Origin of the sequence: Actinomadura coerulea (genome assembly GCF_014208105.1) — a bacterium.
In the GTDB taxonomy this organism is placed as follows: domain Bacteria; phylum Actinomycetota; class Actinomycetes; order Streptosporangiales; family Streptosporangiaceae; genus Spirillospora; species Spirillospora coerulea.
Genome location: NZ_JACHMQ010000001.1, coordinates 5,440,716 through 5,461,297, shown reverse-complemented (window position 1 = coordinate 5,461,297; position 20,582 = coordinate 5,440,716). Strand labels below are relative to the sequence as shown.

The window sequence follows — 20,582 nt, the reverse complement described above, 5'->3', positions numbered from 1 at the left end:
ACCAGGGCTGGCGGCGCTCCTCGCCGTGCGTGCGGGGAGTCGCGGACAGGGAGGTGGCATGACGGACGTTGCGGCGCCCATCCGGGTGGTGCTCGTGGACGATCAGGAGTTGGTGCGGGCCGGGTTCAGGATGGTGCTGGACGCGCAGCCCGACATCGAGGTCGCCGGGGAGGCCGGGGACGGTTTGCAGGCGCTGGAACTGCTGCGGGGCACCCGGGCGGACGTGGTGCTGATGGACGTCCGGATGCCGCGGATGGACGGGATCGAGGCGACGCGGCAGGTGGTGGCGCGGTCCGGGCCGAAGGTCGTCATCCTGACGACGTTCGACCTGGACGAGTACGCGTTCGCCGCGATCAAGGCGGGCGCGGGCGGGTTCATGCTGAAGGACGCGGGGCCGGCGCAGCTCATCGAGGCGATCAAGGCGGTGCACTCGGGGGACGCGGTGGTGGCGCCGAGCACGACCAGGCGGCTGCTGGACCGGTTCGCGGTGCACCTTCCGGACGCCGAGGAGAAGGCGGTCGGGGCGCTGGAGAGCCTGACGGACCGGGAGAACGAGGTGCTTCGGCTCGTCGCCCGCGGGATGTCGAACGCGGAGATAGCCGGGCGGCTCTATGTCTCGGAGGCCACGGTGAAGACCCACATGGGGCGGATCCTGATGAAGCTCGGCCTGCGCGACCGGGTGCAGGCGGTCGTCTTCGCTTACGAGACAGGTCTGGTGAAAAGCGGTCAAACCGGCCCATCTGCGTAACGCCTTGATTCTTCCGTGATCATCATTTGGCGCCGTCCTGGGACGCGCATTCGATCTTCCTTAACGTAGCCGGGTAACTACCGTACGCGACGTCGTCTCACCGGCGGCGTCGGCAATGTCACCTCGGGCTCTGCCAGCCCACGTACGGGAGGACTCTCGTGTTCAAGAAGCTTGCCGCCACCGGCATCCTCGGCTTCGCCGTCGCCGGCTCCGCCCTCGCAGCGACGCCCGCCTACGCCGCCACCTACGGCGACGGGTGGGACGACCACGGCAAGGGCCACCACGGCCAGGAGCACCATGGCAAGGGCCATCATGGCAAGGACCACCACGGCAAGGACCACCACGGCAAGGGCCATCATGGCAAGGGCCACGACGAGAACTGGTTCAGCCACAACAGCACCAGCGGGAACTTCGGGATTCTGAACGGGACCCAGGTGATCGCGCCGATCTCGGTGCCGGTGGACGTCTGCGGCAACGCCATCGCCGTCCTCGGCGGTGCGAGCGCCCACTGCAAGGGCGGCGCGTCCGTCAACTACGGGGACTGACACGGCACGCGACGGGCCTGCCGCCCGTCGCCGAGGCGCCGGAGACCGACGATGTCTCCGGCGCCTTCGCACGTCCGGGCGCGGCCCGCCCAGAGCCCGGAAGGGCCCTGGGCGGCGTCGGCGGGTGGGGGGACGGACGCGTACGACTCAGGTCGTACGCGGACGAGCCGGATGGCCGTGAGAGTGAGGCGGAGCGTGGCCGCCGGGTCGATGGCAGGGACGGCGCCGGTTCCTAGCGTGGAGCACGTCCGTCCACGATCCGAAGGAGCCACCGTGACCAGCACGTTCGCCGAGCCGCCCGGGGGATCCCCCGCCGCCGGGGCACCGCAGGCCGTCACCGCCGAGGGCGTGTCCAAGGTGTACGGGTCCGGCGACGCGGCCGTCCACGCGCTCCGCGGGGTGGACGTCGGCTTCGCCAGGGGCGCGTTCACGGCGATCATGGGGCCGTCCGGGTCGGGGAAGTCGACGCTGATGCACTGCCTGGCAGGGCTGGACACCGTCACCGGCGGGCGCATCGTCCTCGGCGACGCCGAGATCACCGGGATGGGCGACCGGCAGCTGACCATGCTGCGCCGCGACCGCGTCGGGTTCGTGTTCCAGGCGTTCAACCTGCTGCCGACGCTCACCGCCGAGCAGAACATCCTGCTGCCCATGGAGCTGGCCGGCCGCAGGCCCGACCGGGGGTGGTTCGAGCGGGTCGTCGACACCCTCGGCCTGCGGGACCGGCTCGGGCACCGGCCGAGCGAGCTGTCGGGCGGCCAGCAGCAGCGGGTGGCGTGCGCCCGCGCGATCGTCGCCCGGCCCGAGGTGATCTTCGCGGACGAGCCGACCGGCAACCTCGACTCCCGCGCGGGCGCCGAGGTCCTGGGTTTCCTGCGCTCCTCGGTCCGCGAGATGGGGCAGACGATCGTGATGGTCACCCACGACCCGGTGGCCGCCTCGTACGCCGACCGGGTGGTGTTCCTCCGGGACGGGGAGATCGTGTCGGAGATCTTCCAGCCGACCCCGGACACCGTCCTGGACCGCCTGAAGGGCCTGGGGGCGTGATGCTGCGGACGACTCTGGCGGGCCTGCGCGCCCACAAGCTGCGGCTGCTCCTCACGGCGGTGGCCATCACCCTCGGCGTCGGGTTCATCTCGGGGACGTTCGTCCTGACGGACACCCTGGACAAGGGCGTCTCCAAGACGTTCGCCAGGTCGGCCGACAAGGTCGACTACGCGGTGCTGCCCAAGAGCGACGACCCCGACAAGGGCGTCCCCCCGGCTCTGCTCGGCAAGGTCAAGGCGCTCCCCGGCGTCACGGACGTCCAGGGCGCCGTGAAGGGGGACGCCGCCCTCGTGGGCAAGGACGGCAAGGCCGTCGGCGACTTCCCGACGGTCGGGATGTCCGTGCCGTCTGGACGTCTCCTGCGCTACGACGTCGAGAAGGGGCGCACCCCGTCCGGCGTGGGGGAGACCGTGCTCGACACCCAGCTCGCCAAGCGGGAGGGCTATTCCGCCGGGAACGCGGTGACGGTCCTGGACCACGGGAACCGGCCCCACCGGTTCACGGTCGTCGGACTGGTCGACTTCGGCATCGACCAGGATGCGAGCTTCCGGGGAGCCGTCGGCTTCGACCCGGCGACCGCGATGCGGATGACCGGCGAGAGGACCTACCGCGAGCTCGACATCGCGGGCGGGTCCGGGGCGGCCGTCAGGGCCGCCGCGGGAGGCGCCTTCGACGTGTACACGGGCGAGGAGCTCGGCGCGCGGCTGGCCAAGTCCGCCGGCGCCGACACCAAGATCATCAGGACCGGTCTGCTGATCTTCGGGCTGGTCGCGATGCTGGTGTCCGCCCTCGTCATCTACAACACGTTCTCGATCCTGATCGCCCAGCGGATGCGGGAGATGGCGCTGCTGCGCTGCGTCGGCGCGACCCGCCGGCAGGTGTTCGCGGGCGTGGTGGCGGAGTCCGCGGTCGTGGGCCTGATCGGCTCCCTGCTCGGCATCGTCGCCGGGATCGGCCTCGGCGAGGGCGCGCTGGTCGTGGTCAGCAGGCTGAACGAGCGCGTGGCCGTCGCCGGGCCGTCCCTGGCGGTCCGGACGGTCGTGGTCGGCCTGGCGGTCGGGGTCGTGGTCACGGTCCTGTCCGCGCTGCTGCCCGCCCGCGCGGCCGCCCGGGTCTCGCCGGTCGCCGCGCTGCGCGCCGACCAGGAGCCGGGTACCGGACGGTTCAGGCTCGGCCCCGTGCGCACCGTCCTCGCCGTCCTGCTGGGCGCCGCGGGCCTGGCCGTCGGCGGTCTGGGCTCGCTCGGCATGGAGAAGGGCGAGGCCGCGATGTACGCGGTCGCGCTCGCCGGCGGCGTGTTCTTCCTCGGCGTGATCGCGGCGATGCCGGCGCTCGTCCGTCCGCTCGGACGGGTCGCGGGGGCGGTCCCGGCACGGCTCGGCGGCGTCCCGGGAAGGCTGGCCGTGGCGAACGCGCAGCGCGCGCCGCGCCGCACCGCGACCACGACGATCGCGCTGACCGTCGGCGTCGGGCTGATGAGCCTGTTCGCCGTGGTCGCGGCGAGCGGCAAGGCGACGGCGGCGCAGAAGCTGGAGGAGCAGTTCCCCGTCCAGTTCCAGATCCGGGCGCAGAACTACGACGGAACGCTCCCGCACGCGCTGACCGAGAACCTGCGCACCCGGCCCGAGGTCACCGACGCGGTCGAGACCCGGCGCAAGGAGACCCGGGTCGGCGGCGACGACGCCGACGTCTCGACGATCACCACGTCGGCGCTCGGCAGGCTGCTCAAGCCCGACTTCGAGCAGGGGTCGCTGGAGGCCGCGCTGAAGCCGGGCACCGCGATGGTGGACGCGGAGACGGCCAAGACGTCCGGCCGGGCCCTCGGGGACACCCTGCGGGTCCGGACGGCGCACGGCGTCGTCCTGGTGAAGATCACCGCCGTCTTCGCGGTGGGCTCGAACCTCGACGGGATCATCGTCCCGGAGGCGGACTTCACCCGGTACTTCGGCGCACTGGACCCGGTGGGCATCTACGTCAGGACCCGGGACGACGTGCCCGCGTCCCAGGCGCGCCGGGCCGTGGACGACGCCGCGCGGCCCTACCCGGCGGCGAAGGTCGCCTCGTCCGCCGAGTTCAAGGAGACGATGACCAAGGCCATCGACACGATCTTGATGATCTTCGGCGGGCTGCTCGGGCTGGCGATCGTCATCGCGCTGTTCGGCATCGCCAACACGCTGACGCTGTCGGTCGTGGAGCGCACCCGCGAGTCGGCGCTGCTGCGCGCCCTCGGCCTCACCAAGCGCCAGCTGCGCCGGATGCTGTCGGTGGAGGCGCTGGTCATGGCCGTCATCGGCGCGGCCACCGGGGTCGTGCTCGGGGTGGGCTTCGGCTGGGCCGCGACGAACGCGATGGCGAACGACTCGGTCTTCTCGCTGCCCTACCTGCAGGTCATCGGGTTCGTCGTCCTCGCGGGCGCCGCAGGGACGGCCGCGGCCGTGCTGCCCGCGCGGCGCGCCGCGAAGACGTCCATCGTGGAGTCCCTCGCGCATGACTGAATGGGGGCGGGGTGACGATCGTCACCCACCGGACCGCGCGGGCGGGTCCCGCGGGTAGCCTGGTGCGCGCACGTCCGGTACCTACCTGAGGACTGGAACGAACCGATGGACCCACAGGTCACCCCTCCTTCCGGCACGCCCGGAAACGGGACCGGCCCCGACGGGGGGACCACCCCCGTGGAGACCCCGGAGGACCGGCCCGCGCGGCTCGCGGTCGGCGTCGTCGGCGCCGGCCGGGTCGGCACGGCGCTCGGCGCCGCGCTCGCCCGCGCGGGCCACCGCCTCGTCGCCGCGGCCGCCGTGTCGGAGCGGTCGCGGGCCCGCGTCGAGGAACGCCTCCCCGGCGCCGTCGTCGCCGCCCCGCAGGACGTGGTCGCCGCTGCCGACCTCGTGCTGCTCACCGTCCCGGACGACGAGCTGCCCGAGCTCGCGGCAGGGCTCGTCGGCGCGGGCGTCCCGGTCACCGGCAAGCTCGTCCTGCACACCAGCGGCCGCTACGGCACCGCCGTGCTTGACCCGCTCACCCGCGCGGGCGCGCTGCCGCTGGCCCTGCACCCCGTGATGACCTTCACCGGGCGCCCGGACGACGTCAACCGGCTCACCGGCATCTCGTTCGGCGTCACCTCGCCCGAGCCGCTGCGCCCGGTCGCCGAGGCCCTCGTCCTGGAGATGGGCGGCGAACCCGTCTGGATCGCCGAGGAGGCGCGCCCGCTCTACCACGCGGCGCTCGCCGGAGGCGCGAACCACCTGGTCACGCTGGTCGTGGAGGCCATGGACCTGCTGCGCGCCGCGGGCGTGGCCGAACCCGGCCGGATGCTCGGCCCGCTCCTCGGCGCCGCCCTCGACAACGGGCTGCGGCTCGGCATCGACGGGCTCACCGGGCCCGTCGCGCGCGGGGACGCCGGAACGGTGGCCGGCCACGTCGCGGAGCTGGGCAGGGTGTCGGCCGAGAGCCGCCGCGCCTACATCGCGCTGGCCCGCCTCACCGCCGACCGCGCGCTCGGCGCCGGGCTGCTCAGACCCGAGGACGCCGAACGGCTCCTCGAAGCGCTGGCCGACTGACGGCCGCGGCCCGCGGACGTCGCCGGCAGGGCGCCCCGGCCGGCAGACGGCCTGACCGACGGCACCGGCCGACCGAACAGGAAGGGAACGGCATTGGCTCCTGGCGTTTCCGGCGAGCACGGCCCCGGCCGGCGCCCGCCGTCGCGTGAGAGGACGGACGCGTCGTGACACCGATCGTCGCGCGCACGCGCGCGGAACTGGCGCGGGCCCGGTCGAAGACCGGGGGGACCCTGGCGCTCGTCCCGACCATGGGAGCCCTGCACGAGGGACACCTGTCGCTGATGCGGCAGGCCCGCGGCAGGGCGGACGCGGTCGCGGTCAGCGTCTTCGTGAACCCGCTCCAGTTCGGGCCGGGCGAGGATTTCGACCGCTACCCCCGCACCTTCGCCGCCGACCTGGAAGCCTGCGCCGCCGAGGGGGTTGACTTCGTGTTCGCGCCGGCGCGCGAGGTCATGTACCCGGACGAGCCGCAGGTCACGGTCAAGTCGGGGCCCATGGGCGAGGTCGTCGAGGGTGCCGCGCGTCCCGGCCACTTCGACGGGATGCTCACCGTCGTGCTGAAGCTGCTCAACCTCGTCCGCCCCGACGTGGCGGTCTTCGGGGAGAAGGACGCGCAGCAGCTCGCGATGATCCGGCGGATGGTCGCCGACCTGAACGTCCCCGTGGAGGTGGTCGGCGCGCCGACCGTCCGCGAGCCGGACGGGCTGGCGCTGTCGAGCCGCAACCGCTACCTGTCCGCGCCCGAACGCCGGACCGCGCTCGCCCTCTCGCGCGCCCTGCGGGCGGGGGCGGGCGCCGCCGCCTCCGGCGCGGACGCCGTCCTGGCGGCCGCCCGCGGCGTCCTGTCCGAGGCCGAGACGGCCGACCCGCCCCTCGTCCTGGACTACCTGGTCCTGGTCGACCCGTCGACCTTCACCGAGATCACCGGACCGGGCCCCGGCCGGGCCGTCCTCGCCGTCGCCGGCCGCGTCGGCGCCACCCACCTGATCGACAACGTTCCCCTCCAGCTCGGCAAGGAGCACTGATGTTCCGGACGATGTTCAAGTCGAAGATCCACCGCGCCACGGTGACCCAGGCGGACCTGCACTACGTCGGCTCGCTGACCATCGACCAGGACCTGATGGACGCCGCCGACCTGCTGCCCGGCGAGCAGGTCTCGATCGTCGACATCGACAACGGCGCCCGCCTGGAGACCTACCTGATCGCCGGCGAGCGCGGCTCCGGCGTGATCGGGATCAACGGCGCCGCCGCCCGCCTCGTGCAGCCCGGCGACCTGGTCATCATCATCAGCTACGCGCAGATGACCGACGCCGAGGCCCGCGAGTTCGTCCCCTCCGTCGTGCACGTCGACCGGTCCAACAAGATCATTTCGCTGGGCTCCGACCCCGCCGAGCCGGTGCCGGGCACCAGCACGACCCGGGGCGATCTGGTCCGCGACTGACCTTCGGCGGGGGCCGGGGGTACGGCCGCTCCGGGGTTAGGGTCATAATGACGAGAACCGACCCCGGAGGAGGGCTCGTGATCCCTTCCGTTCTGCACGCCCCCGCGCCCGGCTGGACCGCCGACGCCGACGTCGTCGTCATCGGGTCCGGCATCGCCGGCCTGGTCGCCGCGCTGCGCTGCCGCCCCCACGGCCGGGTGCTGCTCGTCACCAAGGCCCTCCTGGACGCCGGGTCGACCCGGTGGGCCCAGGGCGGCATCGCCGCCGCGCTCGCGCCCGACGACACTCCCGAGGAGCACCTGGCCGACACCCTCACCGCGGGCGTCGGCATCTGCGACGAAAACGCCGTCCGGGCGCTCGTCACCGAGGGCCCGGACGCCGTCCGCGGCCTGATCGCCCTCGGCACGGCCTTCGACCGCTCCGGCGGCGACATCGCGCTCACCCGCGAGGGCGGCCACCACCGGCGCCGCATCGCGCACGCGGGCGGCGACGCCACCGGCGCCGAGATCAGCCGCGCCCTGCTCGCCGAGCTCAAGGACTCGGGCGTCGAGGTGATCGAGCACGCGCTGGTCCTGGACCTGCTGAAGGACGCCGCGGGACGCGCCGCGGGCGTCACCCTGCACGTCATGGGCGAGGGGCAGCCGGGCGGCGTCGGCGCCGTCCGCGCCCGCGCCGTCGTGCTCGCCACCGGCGGGCTCGGCCAGGTGTTCTCCGCCACGACCAACCCCGAGGTCTCGACGGGCGACGGCGTCGCGCTCGCGCTGCGCGCCGGAGCCGAGGTCACCGACCTGGAGTTCGTCCAGTTCCACCCCACCGTGCTGTGGCTCGGCGAGGGCGCGACGGGGCAGCAGCCGCTGATCTCCGAGGCCGTCCGCGGCGAGGGCGCGCACCTGGTCGACCACGCCGGCGTGCGCTTCATGACCGGGCGCCACGAGCTCGCCGAGCTGGCCCCCCGCGACGTCGTCGCCAAGGGGATCATGAACCGGATGCGCGAGACGGGCGCGTCCCACATGCTCCTCGACGGCCGGCACCTCGGCGCGGCGGTGTGGGAGACCCGGTTCCCGACCATCCTGGCCGCGTGCCGCCACCACGGCATCGACCCGGTGACCGAGCCGATCCCGGTCGTGCCCGCCGCGCACTACGCCAGCGGAGGCGTCCGCACGGACCTGCACGGCCGCACGTCCGTCCCCGGCCTGTACGCCTGCGGCGAGGTCGCCTGCACAGGCGTCCACGGCGCGAACCGCCTCGCCTCCAACTCCCTCCTGGAGGGCCTCGTCTTCGCCGCCAGAATCGCCGAGGCGCTCCCCGGAGACCTCCTCGCCTCGGCCGAACCGGGAGACGCCGCGCCGAAGACCGCGCCCGTCCCGCCGGATGCCGCAGGTGCCGGGTTGCTGGAGCCGGCGTTGCGGGGAGAGATCCAGCGGATCATGACCACCGGCGCGGGGGTCCTGCGGCAGGCCACCGGGCTGGAGGCCGCGGTGCGGGAACTGGAGGGGCTCGGGCGCGGGAGCGCCGAGCCCGGGGTGGAGGCCTGGGAGGCCACCAACCTGCACACCGTCGCGTCCGCGATCGTGGCGGCGGCGCGGCGGCGGGAGGAGACGCGCGGGAGCCACTGGCGGGAGGACTTCCCCGAGCGCGCGGACGGGACGTGGCGCGGCCACCTCGTCACCCGGCTGGCGGGGAACGTCCTGACGACGACCTACGAATCTCTGGAAGGGAAGCGCTCATGACACCGGAACTCTCGCAGAGGCTGACCGCCGCCGGACTGGATCCACAGGCTGTGGAAAACCTCGTCCGGACGGCGCTGGCCGAGGACGGCGAGGTCGACGTCACCAGCACCCCGGTCTTCGCGCCGCAGGACACCGCGAGCGGGGAGCTGAAGGCGCGCGAGGAGGGGGTCGTCGCGGGCGTCCCGGTCGCGTGCGTCGTCTTCGAGCTTCTGGACGTCGCCTACGAGGCGAAGGTCGAGGACGGCGACCGGGTCGCCCCCGGGCAGGTCCTCATCGCGGTCAGCGGCTCCACCCGGGCGATCCTGCGGGCGGAGAGGACGGCACTGAACCTCCTCACGCACCTGTCCGGAATCGCGACCGCCACCCGCGGATGGATGGACGCCATGGCGGGCACCAAGGCGAAGGTCCGCGACACCCGCAAGACCCTCCCCGGCCTGCGGGCCCTGCAGAAGTACGCGGTGCACTGCGGAGGCGGCGTCAACCACCGGATGGGCCTGCACGACGCCGCGCTCATCAAGGACAACCACATCGCGGCGGCCGGTGGCGTCACCAAGGCGTACGAGGCGATCCGCGCCGTGTACCCGTCCCTGCACGTCCAGGTGGAGTGCGACACCCTCGCGCAGGTCGAGGAGGCTCTGGCGGTGGGCGCCACCAGCATCCTGCTCGATAACATGACCGACGCCGAGATGACCGAGGCGGTCAGGCTCGTGGCAGGGCGGGCGGAGCTCGAAGCCAGCGGTGGCCTTACCCTGGAGCGGGCCCGAGACGTCGCCGTGACCGGGGTGGACTACCTTGCGGTCGGCGCGCTGACGCACTCGGCGCACGTGTTCGACATCGGCCTTGACTTCACCTGAACAGCGGGGACCTGATGCTGCTGACCATCGACGTCGGTAACACCCAGACCGTGCTCGGTCTCTTCGAAGGCGACGAGGTGATCGAGCACTGGAGGATCAACACCGATCCCCGGCGCACCGCCGACGAGATCGCGGTGGTCCTTCAGGGACTCGTCCAGCAGAGCCCGCTGCTGGCCGAGACCGACATCAGCGGCATCGCGCTGTGCTCCACGGTCCCCTCCGTCCTGCACGAGATGCGGGAGATGTGCCGCCGCTACTACGGCGACGTGTCCGCGGTGATCGTGGAGCCGGGCGTCAAGACCGGTGTCCCCGTCCGGATGGACAACCCGAAGGAGGTCGGCGCCGACCGCATCGTGAACGCGCTCGCCGCCGTCCACACCCACGGCGGGCCGGCGATCGTGGTCGACTTCGGCACCGCCACCACCTTCGACGCGGTCTCCGCCAAGGGCGAGTACGTGGGCGGCGCGATCGCGCCCGGCATCGAGATCTCGATCGACGCGCTGTCCTCGCGCGGCGCGCAGCTCCACAAGATCGAGCTGGTCCGGCCGCGCAACGTGATCGCCAAGAACACCGTCGAGGCGCTCCAGTCCGGGATCATCTTCGGCTTCGCCGGCCAGGTGGACGGCATCGTCGAGCGCATGTCGGAGGAGCTCGCCGAGGACCCGGAGAAGGTCACGGTCATCGCCACCGGCGGCCTCGCCCCGCTCGTCCTGGAGGAGTCCCGCAGCATCGACGAGTTCGAGCCGTGGCTCACCCTCATCGGCCTCCGGCTCATCTACGAGCGCAACACTCCCTGACGCCACGCGCCCGGAACCCGTTCGCCCGCACCGGACGGGCTGGATAGCCTTGCGATGTGAGTGACGAGACCTTCGACGAGCTCCCGGAGCAGATGCGCGTGCGCCGGGAGAAGCTCGACCGGCTCCGCGAGAGCGGGATCGACCCCTACCCGGTGACCTTCCCGCGGACGGCGACGACCGCCGAGATCCGCGCGAAACACACCGGCCTGGAGCCGGGCACCGAGACGGGCGAGAAGGCCGGCGTCACCGGTCGCGTGATGCTGATCCGCAACACCGGCAAGCTGTGCTTCGCCACCATCCGGGACGCCGGCGGCGACATCCAGATCATGCTGTCGCTGGCCAAGGTCGGGCAGGAGCAGCTCGACTTCTGGAAGCGCGAGGTGGACCTCGGCGACCACGTCGGCGTGGAGGGCGAGATCATCACCTCCCGCCGCGGCGAGCTGTCGATCATGGCGGACCGGTTCGCGATCACGTCCAAGTGCCTGCGGCCGCTGCCGGAGAAGCACGCCGGCCTCACCGACCCGGAGGCGCGGGTCCGGCAGCGCTACGTCGACCTGATCGTCAACGACGAGGCGCGGCGGATGGCGCGGCTGCGCAGCGCGACCGTCCGCGCGGTCCGCGACTTCTGGCACGAGGAGGGCTACCTCGAGGTCGAGACGCCCATGCTCCAGCCGATCCACGGCGGAGCCGCGGCGCGCCCGTTCCGGACGCACATCAACGCCTACGACATGGACCTCTACCTGCGCATCGCGATCGAGCTGTACCTCAAGCGGCTCGTCGTCGGCGGCATCGAGAAGGTCTTCGAGATCAACCGCAACTTCCGCAACGAGGGCGCGGACTCCACGCACAACCCCGAGTTCACGATGATCGAGGCCTACGGGACCTACCTCGACTACAACGACATGGCCGACCTGACCCAGCGGATGTACCAGAAGGCGGTCGTCGCCGCCCTCGGCACCACGGTGGTCGTCCACGACGGCGTCGAGACCGACCTCGGTCTCGCGGAGTGGCCGCGGGTCACCCTGTACGGGGCGGTGTCGGAGGCGCTCGGCGAGGAGATCACGCCGCACACGCCGATCGAGTCCGTGCGCAAGCTCGCGGACGCCCGCGACATCTCCTGGGACCCCAAGTGGGGGCAGGGCAAGCTCGTCCAGGAGCTCTTCGAGGAACTGGTCGAGCACACCCTCGTCCAGCCCACGTTCGTCATGGACTACCCGGTCGAGACGTCCCCGCTGACCCGCCAGCACCGCGAGGAGCCGCTGCTCACCGAGAAGTGGGACCTCATCGGGTTCGGCACGGAGCTCGGCACCGCCTACTCCGAGCTGGTCGACCCGATCGAGCAGCGCCGCCGCCTCACCGAGCAGTCGCTGCTCGCCGCGGGCGGCGACCTCGAGGCCATGCAGCTGGACGAGGACTTCCTGCGCGCCCTGGAGTACGCGATGCCCCCCACGGGCGGGATGGGCGCCGGGATCGACCGCATGATCATGGCGTTCACCGGCAAGGGGATCCGCGACACCATCCTGTTCCCGCTGGTCAAGCCCGAATGATGACCGGAAGGTCGCGCAGCCCGCGCAGCACGAGGTTGTCGCGGTAGACGAGGTCGTCTGAGGCGAGGGCCACGTCGCGCTCGAACAGCCTGCCGAGCGCGACGCGGCCCTCCAGCCGGGCCAGCGGCGCACCGAGGCAGAAATGGGCGCCGTGCCCGAACGACAGGTGCTTCGGCGTTTCGCGGCCCTGGGCGTAGCGGAGCAGGTCCAGCCGGTCGGGGTCGTCGAAGACCGCCGGGTCCCGGTTGGCGGCGCCCGTCAGCAGCAGCACGAGCTTTCCGCGCTCGACGAGCGTGCCGTTCAGCTCGACGTCCTCCAGCGCCGACCGCAGGGTCAGCTGCACCGGCGGGTCGAAGCGCAGCAGCTCCTCCACCGCCGCCGCGGCGTTCCCCGGCCGTTCCCGGAACAGCCGCGCCTGCGCGGGGTCGCGGAGCAGTGCCAGCGCGCCGTTCCCGATGAGGTTCACGGTCGTCTCGTGACCCGCGACGAGCAGCAGGATGCACGTCGCCAGCAGTTCCTGCTCCGACAGGACGTCTCCGCCGTCGGAGACACCCACGAGGGCGCTCAGCAGGTCGTCGCGCGGCTCGGCCCGGCGCTCGGCGGCCAGCTCCCGGAAGTACTCCGCGAACTCCTCGCGCGCCGCGTCCCGCTGGGCGATCTCCGTCTCCGGCAGCAGGAAGTCCGGGTCCAGACCGCGCGCGAGGCTGTCCGACCAGCCCTTGAACAGGTCGCGGTCCTCGGCGGGGACGCCGAGCATCTCGCTGATCACGATGACGGGCAGCGGGTAGGCCAGCGCCGCGATCAGGTCGACCTCGCCGGAGAGGGGGCTCAGCAGCGCGTCGACGAGCTCCTCGACCCGGGGCCGCAGCCGCTCCACGAGACGCGGCGTGAACGCCTTGCTGACGAGCCGGCGCAGCCGCGTGTGGTCGGGCGGGTCCATGGTCAGGAACGACCGGTGCCGCGCCTGCGCCTCGCGCCACACGCCGCCGTCCGACGGGCGGTGCCCGAACCGCGGATCGCGGAGGATCCGCTCGCACAGCTCGTAGGACGCGGTGACGCGCAGACCGACGTCCGTTCGATGTAGATTCTGCCCACTGGCGCCGAGCGTCCGGTAGTGGGCGTAGGGGTCGGCGCGGAACGCCGGGTCGCCCGGATCGAAGCCGAGCACGGCGGTCGACCCGGCCTGTACCGTCTGGCCCGTCCTGTCCTCCATGCCTCCAGCGGACCCGAATCTGAGACGGAATGTCAACAGCGCCGACCGGGCGGCGCTAGGCGCTTTCCCGTACCACCAGGTCGGGCCGCTGGACGACCTGGCGGTGCTGGTGGGACTTGCCCTCGCCGATCTCGGCCATCGCCAGCTCGGCGGCCTCCCAGCCGAGCTCGCGGCGCGGCTGGCGGACGGTGGTGAGCGGCACGGCGGCGCTCGCCGCGAGCTCGATGTCGTCGTAGCCGATCACGGCGATGTCCTCGGGGACGCGGACGCCGAGCCGGGTCAGCTCGTTGATCAGGCCGATCGCGAGCAGGTCGTTGGCGCAGAAGACGCCGTCGGGCACCGGGGACATGGCCATGATCTGGCGCGCCGCGGCCTGCCCCTCCGTGGGGCTCAGGGCGTCCTTGACCAGGACCGGGGGCTTGCCGAGGCCCGCCTCGACGATCGTGCGGGCGGCCCCGTCGCGGCGTTCCACGCAGGGCTGCGGCTCGGGGATGCCGGTCACGAACGCGATGCGGTCGCGTCCGATGCCGAGCAGGTACGCGGCGGCCGCCTCGCCGCCCGCCACGTGGTCGACCCGGGCGGAGCACACGTCGGAGGCGTCCCGGTCGATCAGCACGACGCTCATGCCCGCGGCGCGCAGCCGGGAGATGTCGCGGGGGCCGATCCCGACCGGGATGACCAGGACCCCGGCGGCCTGCTGGTCGGCGAGCAGCTCCAGCAGGCGGCGCTCCTTGCGGGCGGAGTGGTCGCTGGACAGCCACAGGGCGTCGTGGCCCGCCGCGTTGAGCGCCGCCTCGGCGCCGCGCGCCACGTCGGTCGCGTAGGGGTTGGCGAGGTCCTCGACGAGGACGCCGAACGCCCGGCGCGGCTGGTCGCCGAACTCACCGGCGGTCCGCTCGGGGCCCGTGCGGAGCCGGCGCGCGGACTCGTTGCGGACGAATCCGAGCTCCTCGATCGCCGCGCGAACACGGTCACGGGTAGCTTCGGCCACGAGATCTGGCCGGTTTAGGACATTCGAAACGGTCCCAACTGAGACTCCAGCACGCCTCGCGACCTCACGGATACTGGTCTGTGGCAACTCGCTCCTCGTCCCGCTCCATGGGCGTTTTCCCAGGTAGTGGAGTTTGGCATGGCGGGGCGCCGAATGCACGGTCACACATGGTGAATGATCGGGCACGCAGCGTTCTTGACCGGCGCTTGACGGGCCGGATCCGGCCGCCTAGCGTTCCGAGCCGAAGCGTAGCTTGAAACGATTCACGATCTTCGTTCACTGCGAGGACCGGTGGGTTCGGCGAGAAGGGGCGGGCGGATGGCTGGCGATCACATCCCGTCTCCCTCGGCAGGCCAACGAGTGAATCGTCACCCGGAGTTCCCCCGTGCATCCCCGCAATCGGCCATGCGGCCACCTCCGGCCAAGCGCGCGAGACAGAAAAGGAATCCGATGATCTAAGTCCGGAACGGTCCGGACCCGGCAACCCAACGCGCGTACAGATCGAGGCCCAACCCGTGCCTGTGCAGCGGACGGCTGCATCCCCGCGGTCATCACCACGGACGAGGGAGGACGGAGTGGAAACAGCCACACTCGCACGTCGTGGCACCGACGATTTCGGGCTGAGCGAGGAAGAGATCCGGCTGCTCGCCCAGATCGCCAGCGGTGTCACCGCCGATGTGGCGGCACGCAAGCTGGAACTGAGCGCTCGGACCTTGCGGCGCCGGCTGCGGACGATCTGCGACCGGCTGGAGGTCAACACCCCTATCGAGGCCGTGGTGTGGGCGGCCCGGAGGCAGCTCATCTAGCTAAGCACCCCCGACGCTCGCCAGGGGACGGCGAGCGTCATCCGGAGAGAACGGCGGCTCATCCGAATTCCGTCCGACCCCGCAGCGGCGGCGCCCGCGCCCTGGCAGGTAGGTCCCTGCAGAAGGCGTCGCCGCGGACGGCGTTCGGGCCTGACGGCCACAGGCCCGCAGGTCCACGGATCCGCCCCGGCCTCCGGCGAGCACGACCCCACGAGACTCTCGGCCGGCGCACCCCCGGCTCGGCCGAGCCGGCCGGTGCCGGCGGTCAGTGGGGCGGCGGAGTCCTAGAGCCTGTCTCGAAGTAGTCTCCGACACGCGCGCGAACGCGTGACCTGGCCGGTGGAGCGAAGCCGGAGGCGAGCGGAGCCGAGCAGATCGCGAAGTGATGCCGCGTTCGTCCAGGCCCGGTCACGTAGCGGGCCGCCAGGCGAGCGAAGCGGGCCGGGACTGTGAAACGCAGCCTAGGCGACCCGGACGCCGCCGGCGAAGGGGCGCCCGTTCATGGAGGCGATCTTCACGACGTCTCCGGTGTGCGGGGCGTGCAGCATCTTGTCGCCGCCGATGTAGATCCCCATGTGGTGCAGGTCGGCGTGGAAGAAGACGAGGTCGCCCGGCTGAAGCTCGCCGCGCGACACGTGCGTCCCGGCGTTCCACTGGCTGCCGGTGTAGTGCGGCAGGTTGATGCCGACCTGCTTGTAGGCCCACATCGTCAGGCCGGAGCAGTCGAAGGTGCTCGGGCCGGCGGCGCCCCACACGTACGGGCGGCCGATCTTGCTCATCGCGTACCGGAGCGCCTGCGCGGCCTTGCCGGTGCCGATGACGGGCAGCTTGGCCAGCTGGGTCGGGTCCTTGTCGACGAGCTTGCCGCGGATCTTCTCGTAGGCGTCCGTGATCTTCGTGCGCTGCGAGTCGAGCTGCGTCTTCAGGTCCTTCACCTGCTTGGCGCGGGCCTCGGCCGACTTGCGGGCCCGCTGGGCGGACTGCATGGCCTGCATCAGCCCGAGCACCTGGGTGCTGTCCTGCTTGGCGAAGTAGTGGAGGGTCGCGGCCTGGTCGAGGACGGACTGCGGGTCCTGGGAGGCGACGAACGACACCGCGGGGTCGGAGCCGCCCTGCATGTAGCTCGTCGCGGCGAGGGATCCGACCTTCTGGCGGAGCACCTCCAGCGCCTTCTCCTGCCGCTTGGCGTTCTCCGTGGCGACCTTGGCGGCGCGCTGCGACTGGGCGAGCCGGACCTTGAGCCCGTTGTACTGCTCGGTGAGCTGCTCCAGCTGGTCGGCGAGCTTGAGCGCCTTGGTGCGCAGCTCCTTGGCGGAGGGCTCGGGGTCGGCGTGCGCGACGGCGATCGCGTGCGGGGCGATCGCGTGCGGGGCGGTCGAGACGACGGCGAGCGCGCCGACCACGATGACCGCGCGCCCACGGAAGTGTGAAAGGGAAGCATGCCGCGATCGCTTCACGAATACTCCTCTCCTCAGCCGCCTACCGGGTGAGCTGACGGGTTGGGGCCGGAGCGGCCCGTCCGCGTCCGCGAGCGAACCGATCGCCCCGCGAAAGCGGATTCACCCCTCACGGTCGGTCGCTCAGGGGCGAATCCCCGAACGCTCCCGAAAGTGGGTCCCCGGCTCCTCGGGCGGCTGGCTGCGACCCGTGGGACTCGGCGGATCGGCCTCCGTCCTGCGGTGGGCCGATGTCAGCGCAGGACACTAACGGACCCCGCATTGGATGCCAACCAGAACATGCGAATTCGCAGGTCACGCGGCGCGGTGAACGAGGGAGGCGCCGGATGGGCCGCGCCCCGCGCCCCGTCCCGGGCCGCTTCTCGGGTGGACCCGGGGAGTGTCTAGTCCCTTTTATCTAGTCACTCGCGCGCGGTGCTCGGCGCTGGTGGGCGGGAGGGCGTTCCCTGGCGGGCCGAGACGTTCGATAATCTCGCCTGTTTGTGGAAGTCGTGATCCGGCGTGCCCGCACCGCCGACGTCCAGGAGATCCGCAGGCTCGTCGACCTGTACGCCGGGTCGGGGCGTCGCCTGCTGAAGAAGACGACCGTCAAGCTGTACGAGGACGTCCAGGAGTTCTGGGTCGCCGAGGACATCCAGCACGGGACGCCCGGGCCGGTCATCGGCTGCGGCGCCCTCCACATCATGTGGGAGGACCTCGCGGAGGTCCGCTCGGTCGCCGTGGACAAGGGATGCGAGGGACGGGGAATCGGGCACCGGATCGTGACCCGCCTCTTGGAGAACGCCCGTGAACTCGGCGTGCGAAGGGTGTTCTGCCTTACCTTCGAGGTGGAGTTCTTCGCTCGCCACGGCTTCCAGCAGATCCTGGGGACTCCGGTGTCGCCAGAGGTGTATGAGGAACTTCTCCGCTCCTACGACGAAGGCGTGGCAGAGTTCTTGGACCTCGACCGGGTCAAGCCGAATACGTTGGGCAACACCCGGATGCTGCTTCGCCTGGAGGACTGACCCTAATGAGCGATTCCCACCACCGCGGGGGGCCTTACCAGCCACAGCAGGGGCAGGGTTCCTACGGCCCGCCCCCTCCGTACCAAGGTTCTCAGTGGCAGCAACCACAGCAGCAGTCGTCCCAGCAGCAGTGGCAGCAACAGCCACAGGAGCAATGGCAGACGCAACAGCAGCAGTGGAACCAGCAGCCCGGCTATGACGACTACGGCTCGTACGACGACGGCGGTGATGTGTCGCTGGCGCCGATCCACCGTAGGGCGGGCGCGCGAATCATTGACAACGCGCTCGTCGCGGTCTTCGGGTTCGCCCTCGTCCTGCCGGTGACGATCGGCGCATTCGGTCTGGGCAAGCCGGGCAGCAAGACCGAGGACGAGGGGGGCGTGTGGAACTGGCCCATCATCTTCACCCTCTTCTGCGTCCTGTCTGTGCTTCCGTTCATCTATGAGGCCGTGCAGTTGTCCATGTGGGGGCGCACGCTGGGGAAGCGCGTTCTGGGCCTCGGGGTCGTGCAGGCGAGGCCCGCGGGCACCCCGATCACCACGACGCAGGCTGTCTGGCGCGCCGGGATCACTCACGTCGGCTACCAGCTAGGCGTTTTCTTCTTCCTCGTCTTGGCGGTGATGGTCTGGGACTACGCCGCGTACGGGATGGTGCTGGTCTGGGCGGGCGCGCTGATGGCCTACCTGTGGGCGATCTGGGACCAGCCTCTGCATCAGTCGCTGCACGATCGCTTCGCCGGCACTCTCGTCATTGACGAGCGGGTCGGATATGACGAGTCCGAGTACTCCGAGTACGCGGGCTAAGGCCACGATGGCGGCACCGCTCGCCGAGCCGGGGCAGAGGCTCCTGGCACGCGTAGTCGACACGCTCGTCGTCGGCGTCCCCGTCGTTCTCGTCGTCCGCGAACTGGTGTCCGGGCACACGGCGGACGTTGTCGCTCCGTCCGCCGTGGCCGGATGCATGCTGCTGTACGAGGCGATCCAGCTCGCCCTCTGGGGCCGGACGCTCGGCAAGCGCGTCGCGGGCATCGAGGTGGTCGCGGCGACGCCTCAGGAGGCGCCTGAAGCGGCGCCAGAGGGGGCCGGCGGAGCGGGTGGGAGCGCCGGGCGCGGCGACGTGTCGGCCCTCCCCGTGTCCGTACCGGGTTTCGTGCCCCTGGCGGCCCCCGAGCCCGCGGAGGCCGCCGCTCCGCCGGGCGCGAATGTCGTGGACGCGTCCACGCGTCCGGACGTTCTGCGGTGCGTTCTGCGGGCCGCCGCCTATTCGGTGCCGATCGGGCTGCGTCCGATTCCGGTACTCGGTCTGCTCGCGAGCATCTTCTGGGTCGTGAACGCGGGGGCCGTGTTCGAGGGCGATCGCCGGCAGGCTGTTCACGACAGGCTCGCGGGGACGCTCGTGGTAAAGCGCCCGCGGCCCGAATCCTCGGCCTTCTGAGGCCCTCTCCGCCGCACCGGGAGGTGCGCGCGGGGCCCGATAACACCCGTCCGATACCGCGTACTCGCGTGCGCGGCCGGGCGCGTGCCCTGGTCCACTCGCATGCGCCATACATGTTTCGCCGAGATGGCCGCTGTTTCCGGACGCCCGAGAGGCCGGCGCCATATGCCCGCTCGTTCCGGTTACGGTCCTGAAACCGGCGGGATGTGTCTCGTCCCGGATGTCGCCTCCGCTTTGACAGTTCCCTCCGATGCTGTTGCGGTGGCCAGAACGACACCGCTTGTCGGCGGCCGTGGACTTGCTTCGGATGGCGGGCTCTCGCCCTTGGAACGGACCTTTCGTGCGACATGCCGGTGGCGGGGGTGTGGCCGGAGGCGGGCTTGCCTCAGGGCCGCGGCACCGGGCCGAAGAACGGGGGCGGACGGTGGGATTGTGTCCAAATCTCCTGATTTCGCGGGGACGAGGGCCGATGCGCCAGATCCGCGTCCTGAGCAGGGCGCGGACTTCGCGGGTCCGGCCGCGGCAACAGATTTCGGTGCGGGGCGTCAGGTCGTTATTCGTCCACATCCGCCGGTCCGGACGTTGATCAGGTGCCGTGGTCTGCTGCGTTTTAGAGTGCGGGTGCGCGGTTAGTGGCGATACGTGAGGTTAATCGCCGTGCCGCCGGTGCCGCCCGCAAACCCTGGGCAATGCGCGGGCGGCGGTGCAGGTCAGCGCGGCGGGCCGTGACACCGGTCACGCCTGAAAACCCGGACGCGGCGCCGGCGCTTGGAAATTCATGGACACCGGGCCGGATCCGCCCGTCGCCCGAGGAGCGTGCGCACCCGAAACGATGAGGCCGATTACAGCCGGTCACGAGCGGCAAGGCGACTTCGTGCGAGTGCCGGTTCACGGCGGATGCTGGAATTGTCATCCGCGAAGTTCTAGGTATATCTTTGGCACTCGATTGGAGTTTGCTCAAGCTGAAAGGTCTGTCCCCATGGCACAGAAGGTTCAAGTGCTTCTCGTCGACGACCTCGACGGTGGCGAGGCGGACGAGACCGTAGCGTTCTCGATCGACGGCGCCTCCTACGAGATCGACCTCAGTGGCGCCAACGCGACGAAGCTGCGGGAATCGCTGCAGCCGTTCGTCGAGAAGTCCCGTAAGGCGGGCACGGTCAACCGCCGCCGCCGGCAGCGCGGCGCTTCCAGCCGTGAACGCAGCGCCGAGATCCGCGCCTGGGCCAAGAACAACGGCATCAAGGTCAATGAGCGCGGGCGCATCCCGGCTCACGTGATCGAGCAGTACGAGGCGGCCAACTGATCCGCACGGACCGCCGGCGGCCCGTCTTCGTTCGCGAGGCGGGCCGTTCGCCGTTCGCGCCGTGAGTCGTCCGCCGTCAGCGGGGCGAGTCGTTCGCTTGTGGCGTAG

Annotated in this window: 19 protein-coding genes and 1 riboswitch; of the genes, 16 read left to right on the top strand and 3 right to left on the bottom strand. The window is 71.5% G+C overall.

The genetic code is table 11. The annotated features are described in order from the left end of the window. Positions 1-58: 58 nt before the first annotated feature. The 11 genes from BKA00_RS25090 (at position 59) to lysX (ending at position 12,266) form a co-directional block, all read left to right on the top strand. Positions 59-748, top strand: coding sequence for a response regulator (locus BKA00_RS25090; protein ID WP_185028802.1), 690 nt, complete (start codon positions 59-61; stop codon positions 746-748). A 158-nt stretch (positions 749-906) separates the two neighbouring features. Further along, a complete protein-coding gene (locus BKA00_RS40585; RefSeq protein WP_230299168.1) occupies positions 907-1,293 on the top strand; it encodes a chaplin family protein in 387 nt (128 codons plus the stop codon). A 273-nt stretch (positions 1,294-1,566) separates the two neighbouring features. Then, positions 1,567-2,340, top strand: a complete 774-nt coding sequence (locus tag BKA00_RS25080; protein WP_230299169.1) for an ABC transporter ATP-binding protein — start codon at positions 1,567-1,569, stop codon at positions 2,338-2,340. Continuing rightward, positions 2,340-4,835 (top strand): ABC transporter permease, encoded by a 2,496-nt coding sequence (locus tag BKA00_RS25075; protein WP_185028800.1) that lies wholly within the window; start codon positions 2,340-2,342, stop codon positions 4,833-4,835. Before BKA00_RS25080 ends, BKA00_RS25075 begins: the two co-directional genes overlap by 1 nt. A gap of 177 nt (positions 4,836-5,012) precedes the next feature. Next, positions 5,013-5,897, top strand: coding sequence for a DUF2520 domain-containing protein (locus BKA00_RS25070; RefSeq protein ID WP_230299170.1), 885 nt, complete (start codon positions 5,013-5,015; stop codon positions 5,895-5,897). A 164-nt stretch (positions 5,898-6,061) separates the two neighbouring features. Beyond that, complete coding sequence (gene panC / locus BKA00_RS25065; protein ID WP_185028796.1) at positions 6,062-6,922, top strand: pantoate--beta-alanine ligase; 861 nt, start codon at positions 6,062-6,064, stop codon at positions 6,920-6,922. Further along, the gene (gene panD / locus BKA00_RS25060) at positions 6,922-7,338 is read left to right on the top strand and encodes an aspartate 1-decarboxylase (protein WP_185028794.1); all 417 of its coding nucleotides are present in this window, start codon (positions 6,922-6,924) and stop codon (positions 7,336-7,338) included. Before panC ends, panD begins: the two co-directional genes overlap by 1 nt. A gap of 77 nt (positions 7,339-7,415) precedes the next feature. Then, positions 7,416-9,068: an L-aspartate oxidase gene (locus BKA00_RS25055; RefSeq protein WP_230299171.1), complete on the top strand. Its 1,653-nt coding sequence runs from the start codon at positions 7,416-7,418 to the stop codon at positions 9,066-9,068. Beyond that, a complete protein-coding gene (gene nadC / locus BKA00_RS25050; protein ID WP_185028790.1) occupies positions 9,065-9,922 on the top strand; it encodes a carboxylating nicotinate-nucleotide diphosphorylase in 858 nt (285 codons plus the stop codon). The genes BKA00_RS25055 and nadC overlap by 4 nt, the downstream gene beginning before the upstream one ends. Before the next feature lie 14 nt (positions 9,923-9,936). Then, the gene (locus BKA00_RS25045) at positions 9,937-10,719 is read left to right on the top strand and encodes a type III pantothenate kinase (RefSeq protein ID WP_185028788.1); all 783 of its coding nucleotides are present in this window, start codon (positions 9,937-9,939) and stop codon (positions 10,717-10,719) included. Positions 10,720-10,811: 92 nt separating this feature from the next. Then, complete coding sequence (gene lysX / locus BKA00_RS25040; protein WP_221494148.1) at positions 10,812-12,266, top strand: bifunctional lysylphosphatidylglycerol synthetase/lysine--tRNA ligase LysX; 1,455 nt, start codon at positions 10,812-10,814, stop codon at positions 12,264-12,266. On the opposite strand, the gene BKA00_RS25035 is transcribed toward lysX, so the two are convergent. Both BKA00_RS25035 and BKA00_RS25030 read right to left on the bottom strand, forming a co-directional pair. Then, on the bottom strand, positions 12,253-13,479 hold the full coding sequence (locus BKA00_RS25035; protein ID WP_185028784.1) for a cytochrome P450: 1,227 nt from the start codon (positions 13,477-13,479) through the stop codon (positions 12,253-12,255). The two genes, lysX and BKA00_RS25035, sit on opposite strands and share 14 nt — an antisense overlap. Before the next feature lie 55 nt (positions 13,480-13,534). Then, on the bottom strand, positions 13,535-14,629 hold the full coding sequence (locus BKA00_RS25030; RefSeq protein WP_230299176.1) for a LacI family DNA-binding transcriptional regulator: 1,095 nt from the start codon (positions 14,627-14,629) through the stop codon (positions 13,535-13,537). Positions 14,630-15,045: 416 nt separating this feature from the next. Here BKA00_RS25030 and BKA00_RS25025 point away from each other — a divergent pair, with 416 nt between their 5' ends. Continuing rightward, the gene (locus tag BKA00_RS25025) at positions 15,046-15,276 is read left to right on the top strand and encodes a transcriptional regulator (protein WP_021591725.1); all 231 of its coding nucleotides are present in this window, start codon (positions 15,046-15,048) and stop codon (positions 15,274-15,276) included. A gap of 461 nt (positions 15,277-15,737) precedes the next feature. On the opposite strand, the gene BKA00_RS40580 is transcribed toward BKA00_RS25025, so the two are convergent. Next, positions 15,738-16,733 carry a C40 family peptidase gene (locus BKA00_RS40580; protein ID WP_230299172.1) on the bottom strand — a complete coding sequence of 332 codons (996 nt, stop codon included), beginning with the start codon at positions 16,731-16,733 and terminating at the stop codon, positions 15,738-15,740. A 3-nt stretch (positions 16,734-16,736) separates the two neighbouring features. After that, a riboswitch (cyclic di-AMP (ydaO/yuaA leader) is annotated at positions 16,737-16,946 on the bottom strand. 269 nt (positions 16,947-17,215) lie between these two features. Here BKA00_RS40580 and BKA00_RS25015 point away from each other — a divergent pair. The 4 genes from BKA00_RS25015 (at position 17,216) to BKA00_RS25000 (ending at position 20,474) form a co-directional block, all read left to right on the top strand. Beyond that, positions 17,216-17,737: an amino-acid N-acetyltransferase gene (locus BKA00_RS25015; protein WP_420829693.1), complete on the top strand. Its 522-nt coding sequence runs from the start codon at positions 17,216-17,218 to the stop codon at positions 17,735-17,737. 5 nt (positions 17,738-17,742) lie between these two features. Then, the gene (locus BKA00_RS25010; protein WP_185028780.1) at positions 17,743-18,540 is read left to right on the top strand and encodes an RDD family protein; all 798 of its coding nucleotides are present in this window, start codon (positions 17,743-17,745) and stop codon (positions 18,538-18,540) included. A gap of 7 nt (positions 18,541-18,547) precedes the next feature. Then, positions 18,548-19,171, top strand: coding sequence for an RDD family protein (locus BKA00_RS39200; protein WP_230299173.1), 624 nt, complete (start codon positions 18,548-18,550; stop codon positions 19,169-19,171). A gap of 979 nt (positions 19,172-20,150) precedes the next feature. After that, positions 20,151-20,474 (top strand): histone-like nucleoid-structuring protein Lsr2, encoded by a 324-nt coding sequence (locus BKA00_RS25000; RefSeq protein WP_089316904.1) that lies wholly within the window; start codon positions 20,151-20,153, stop codon positions 20,472-20,474. The last annotated feature ends 108 nt before the right edge of the window (positions 20,475-20,582 follow it).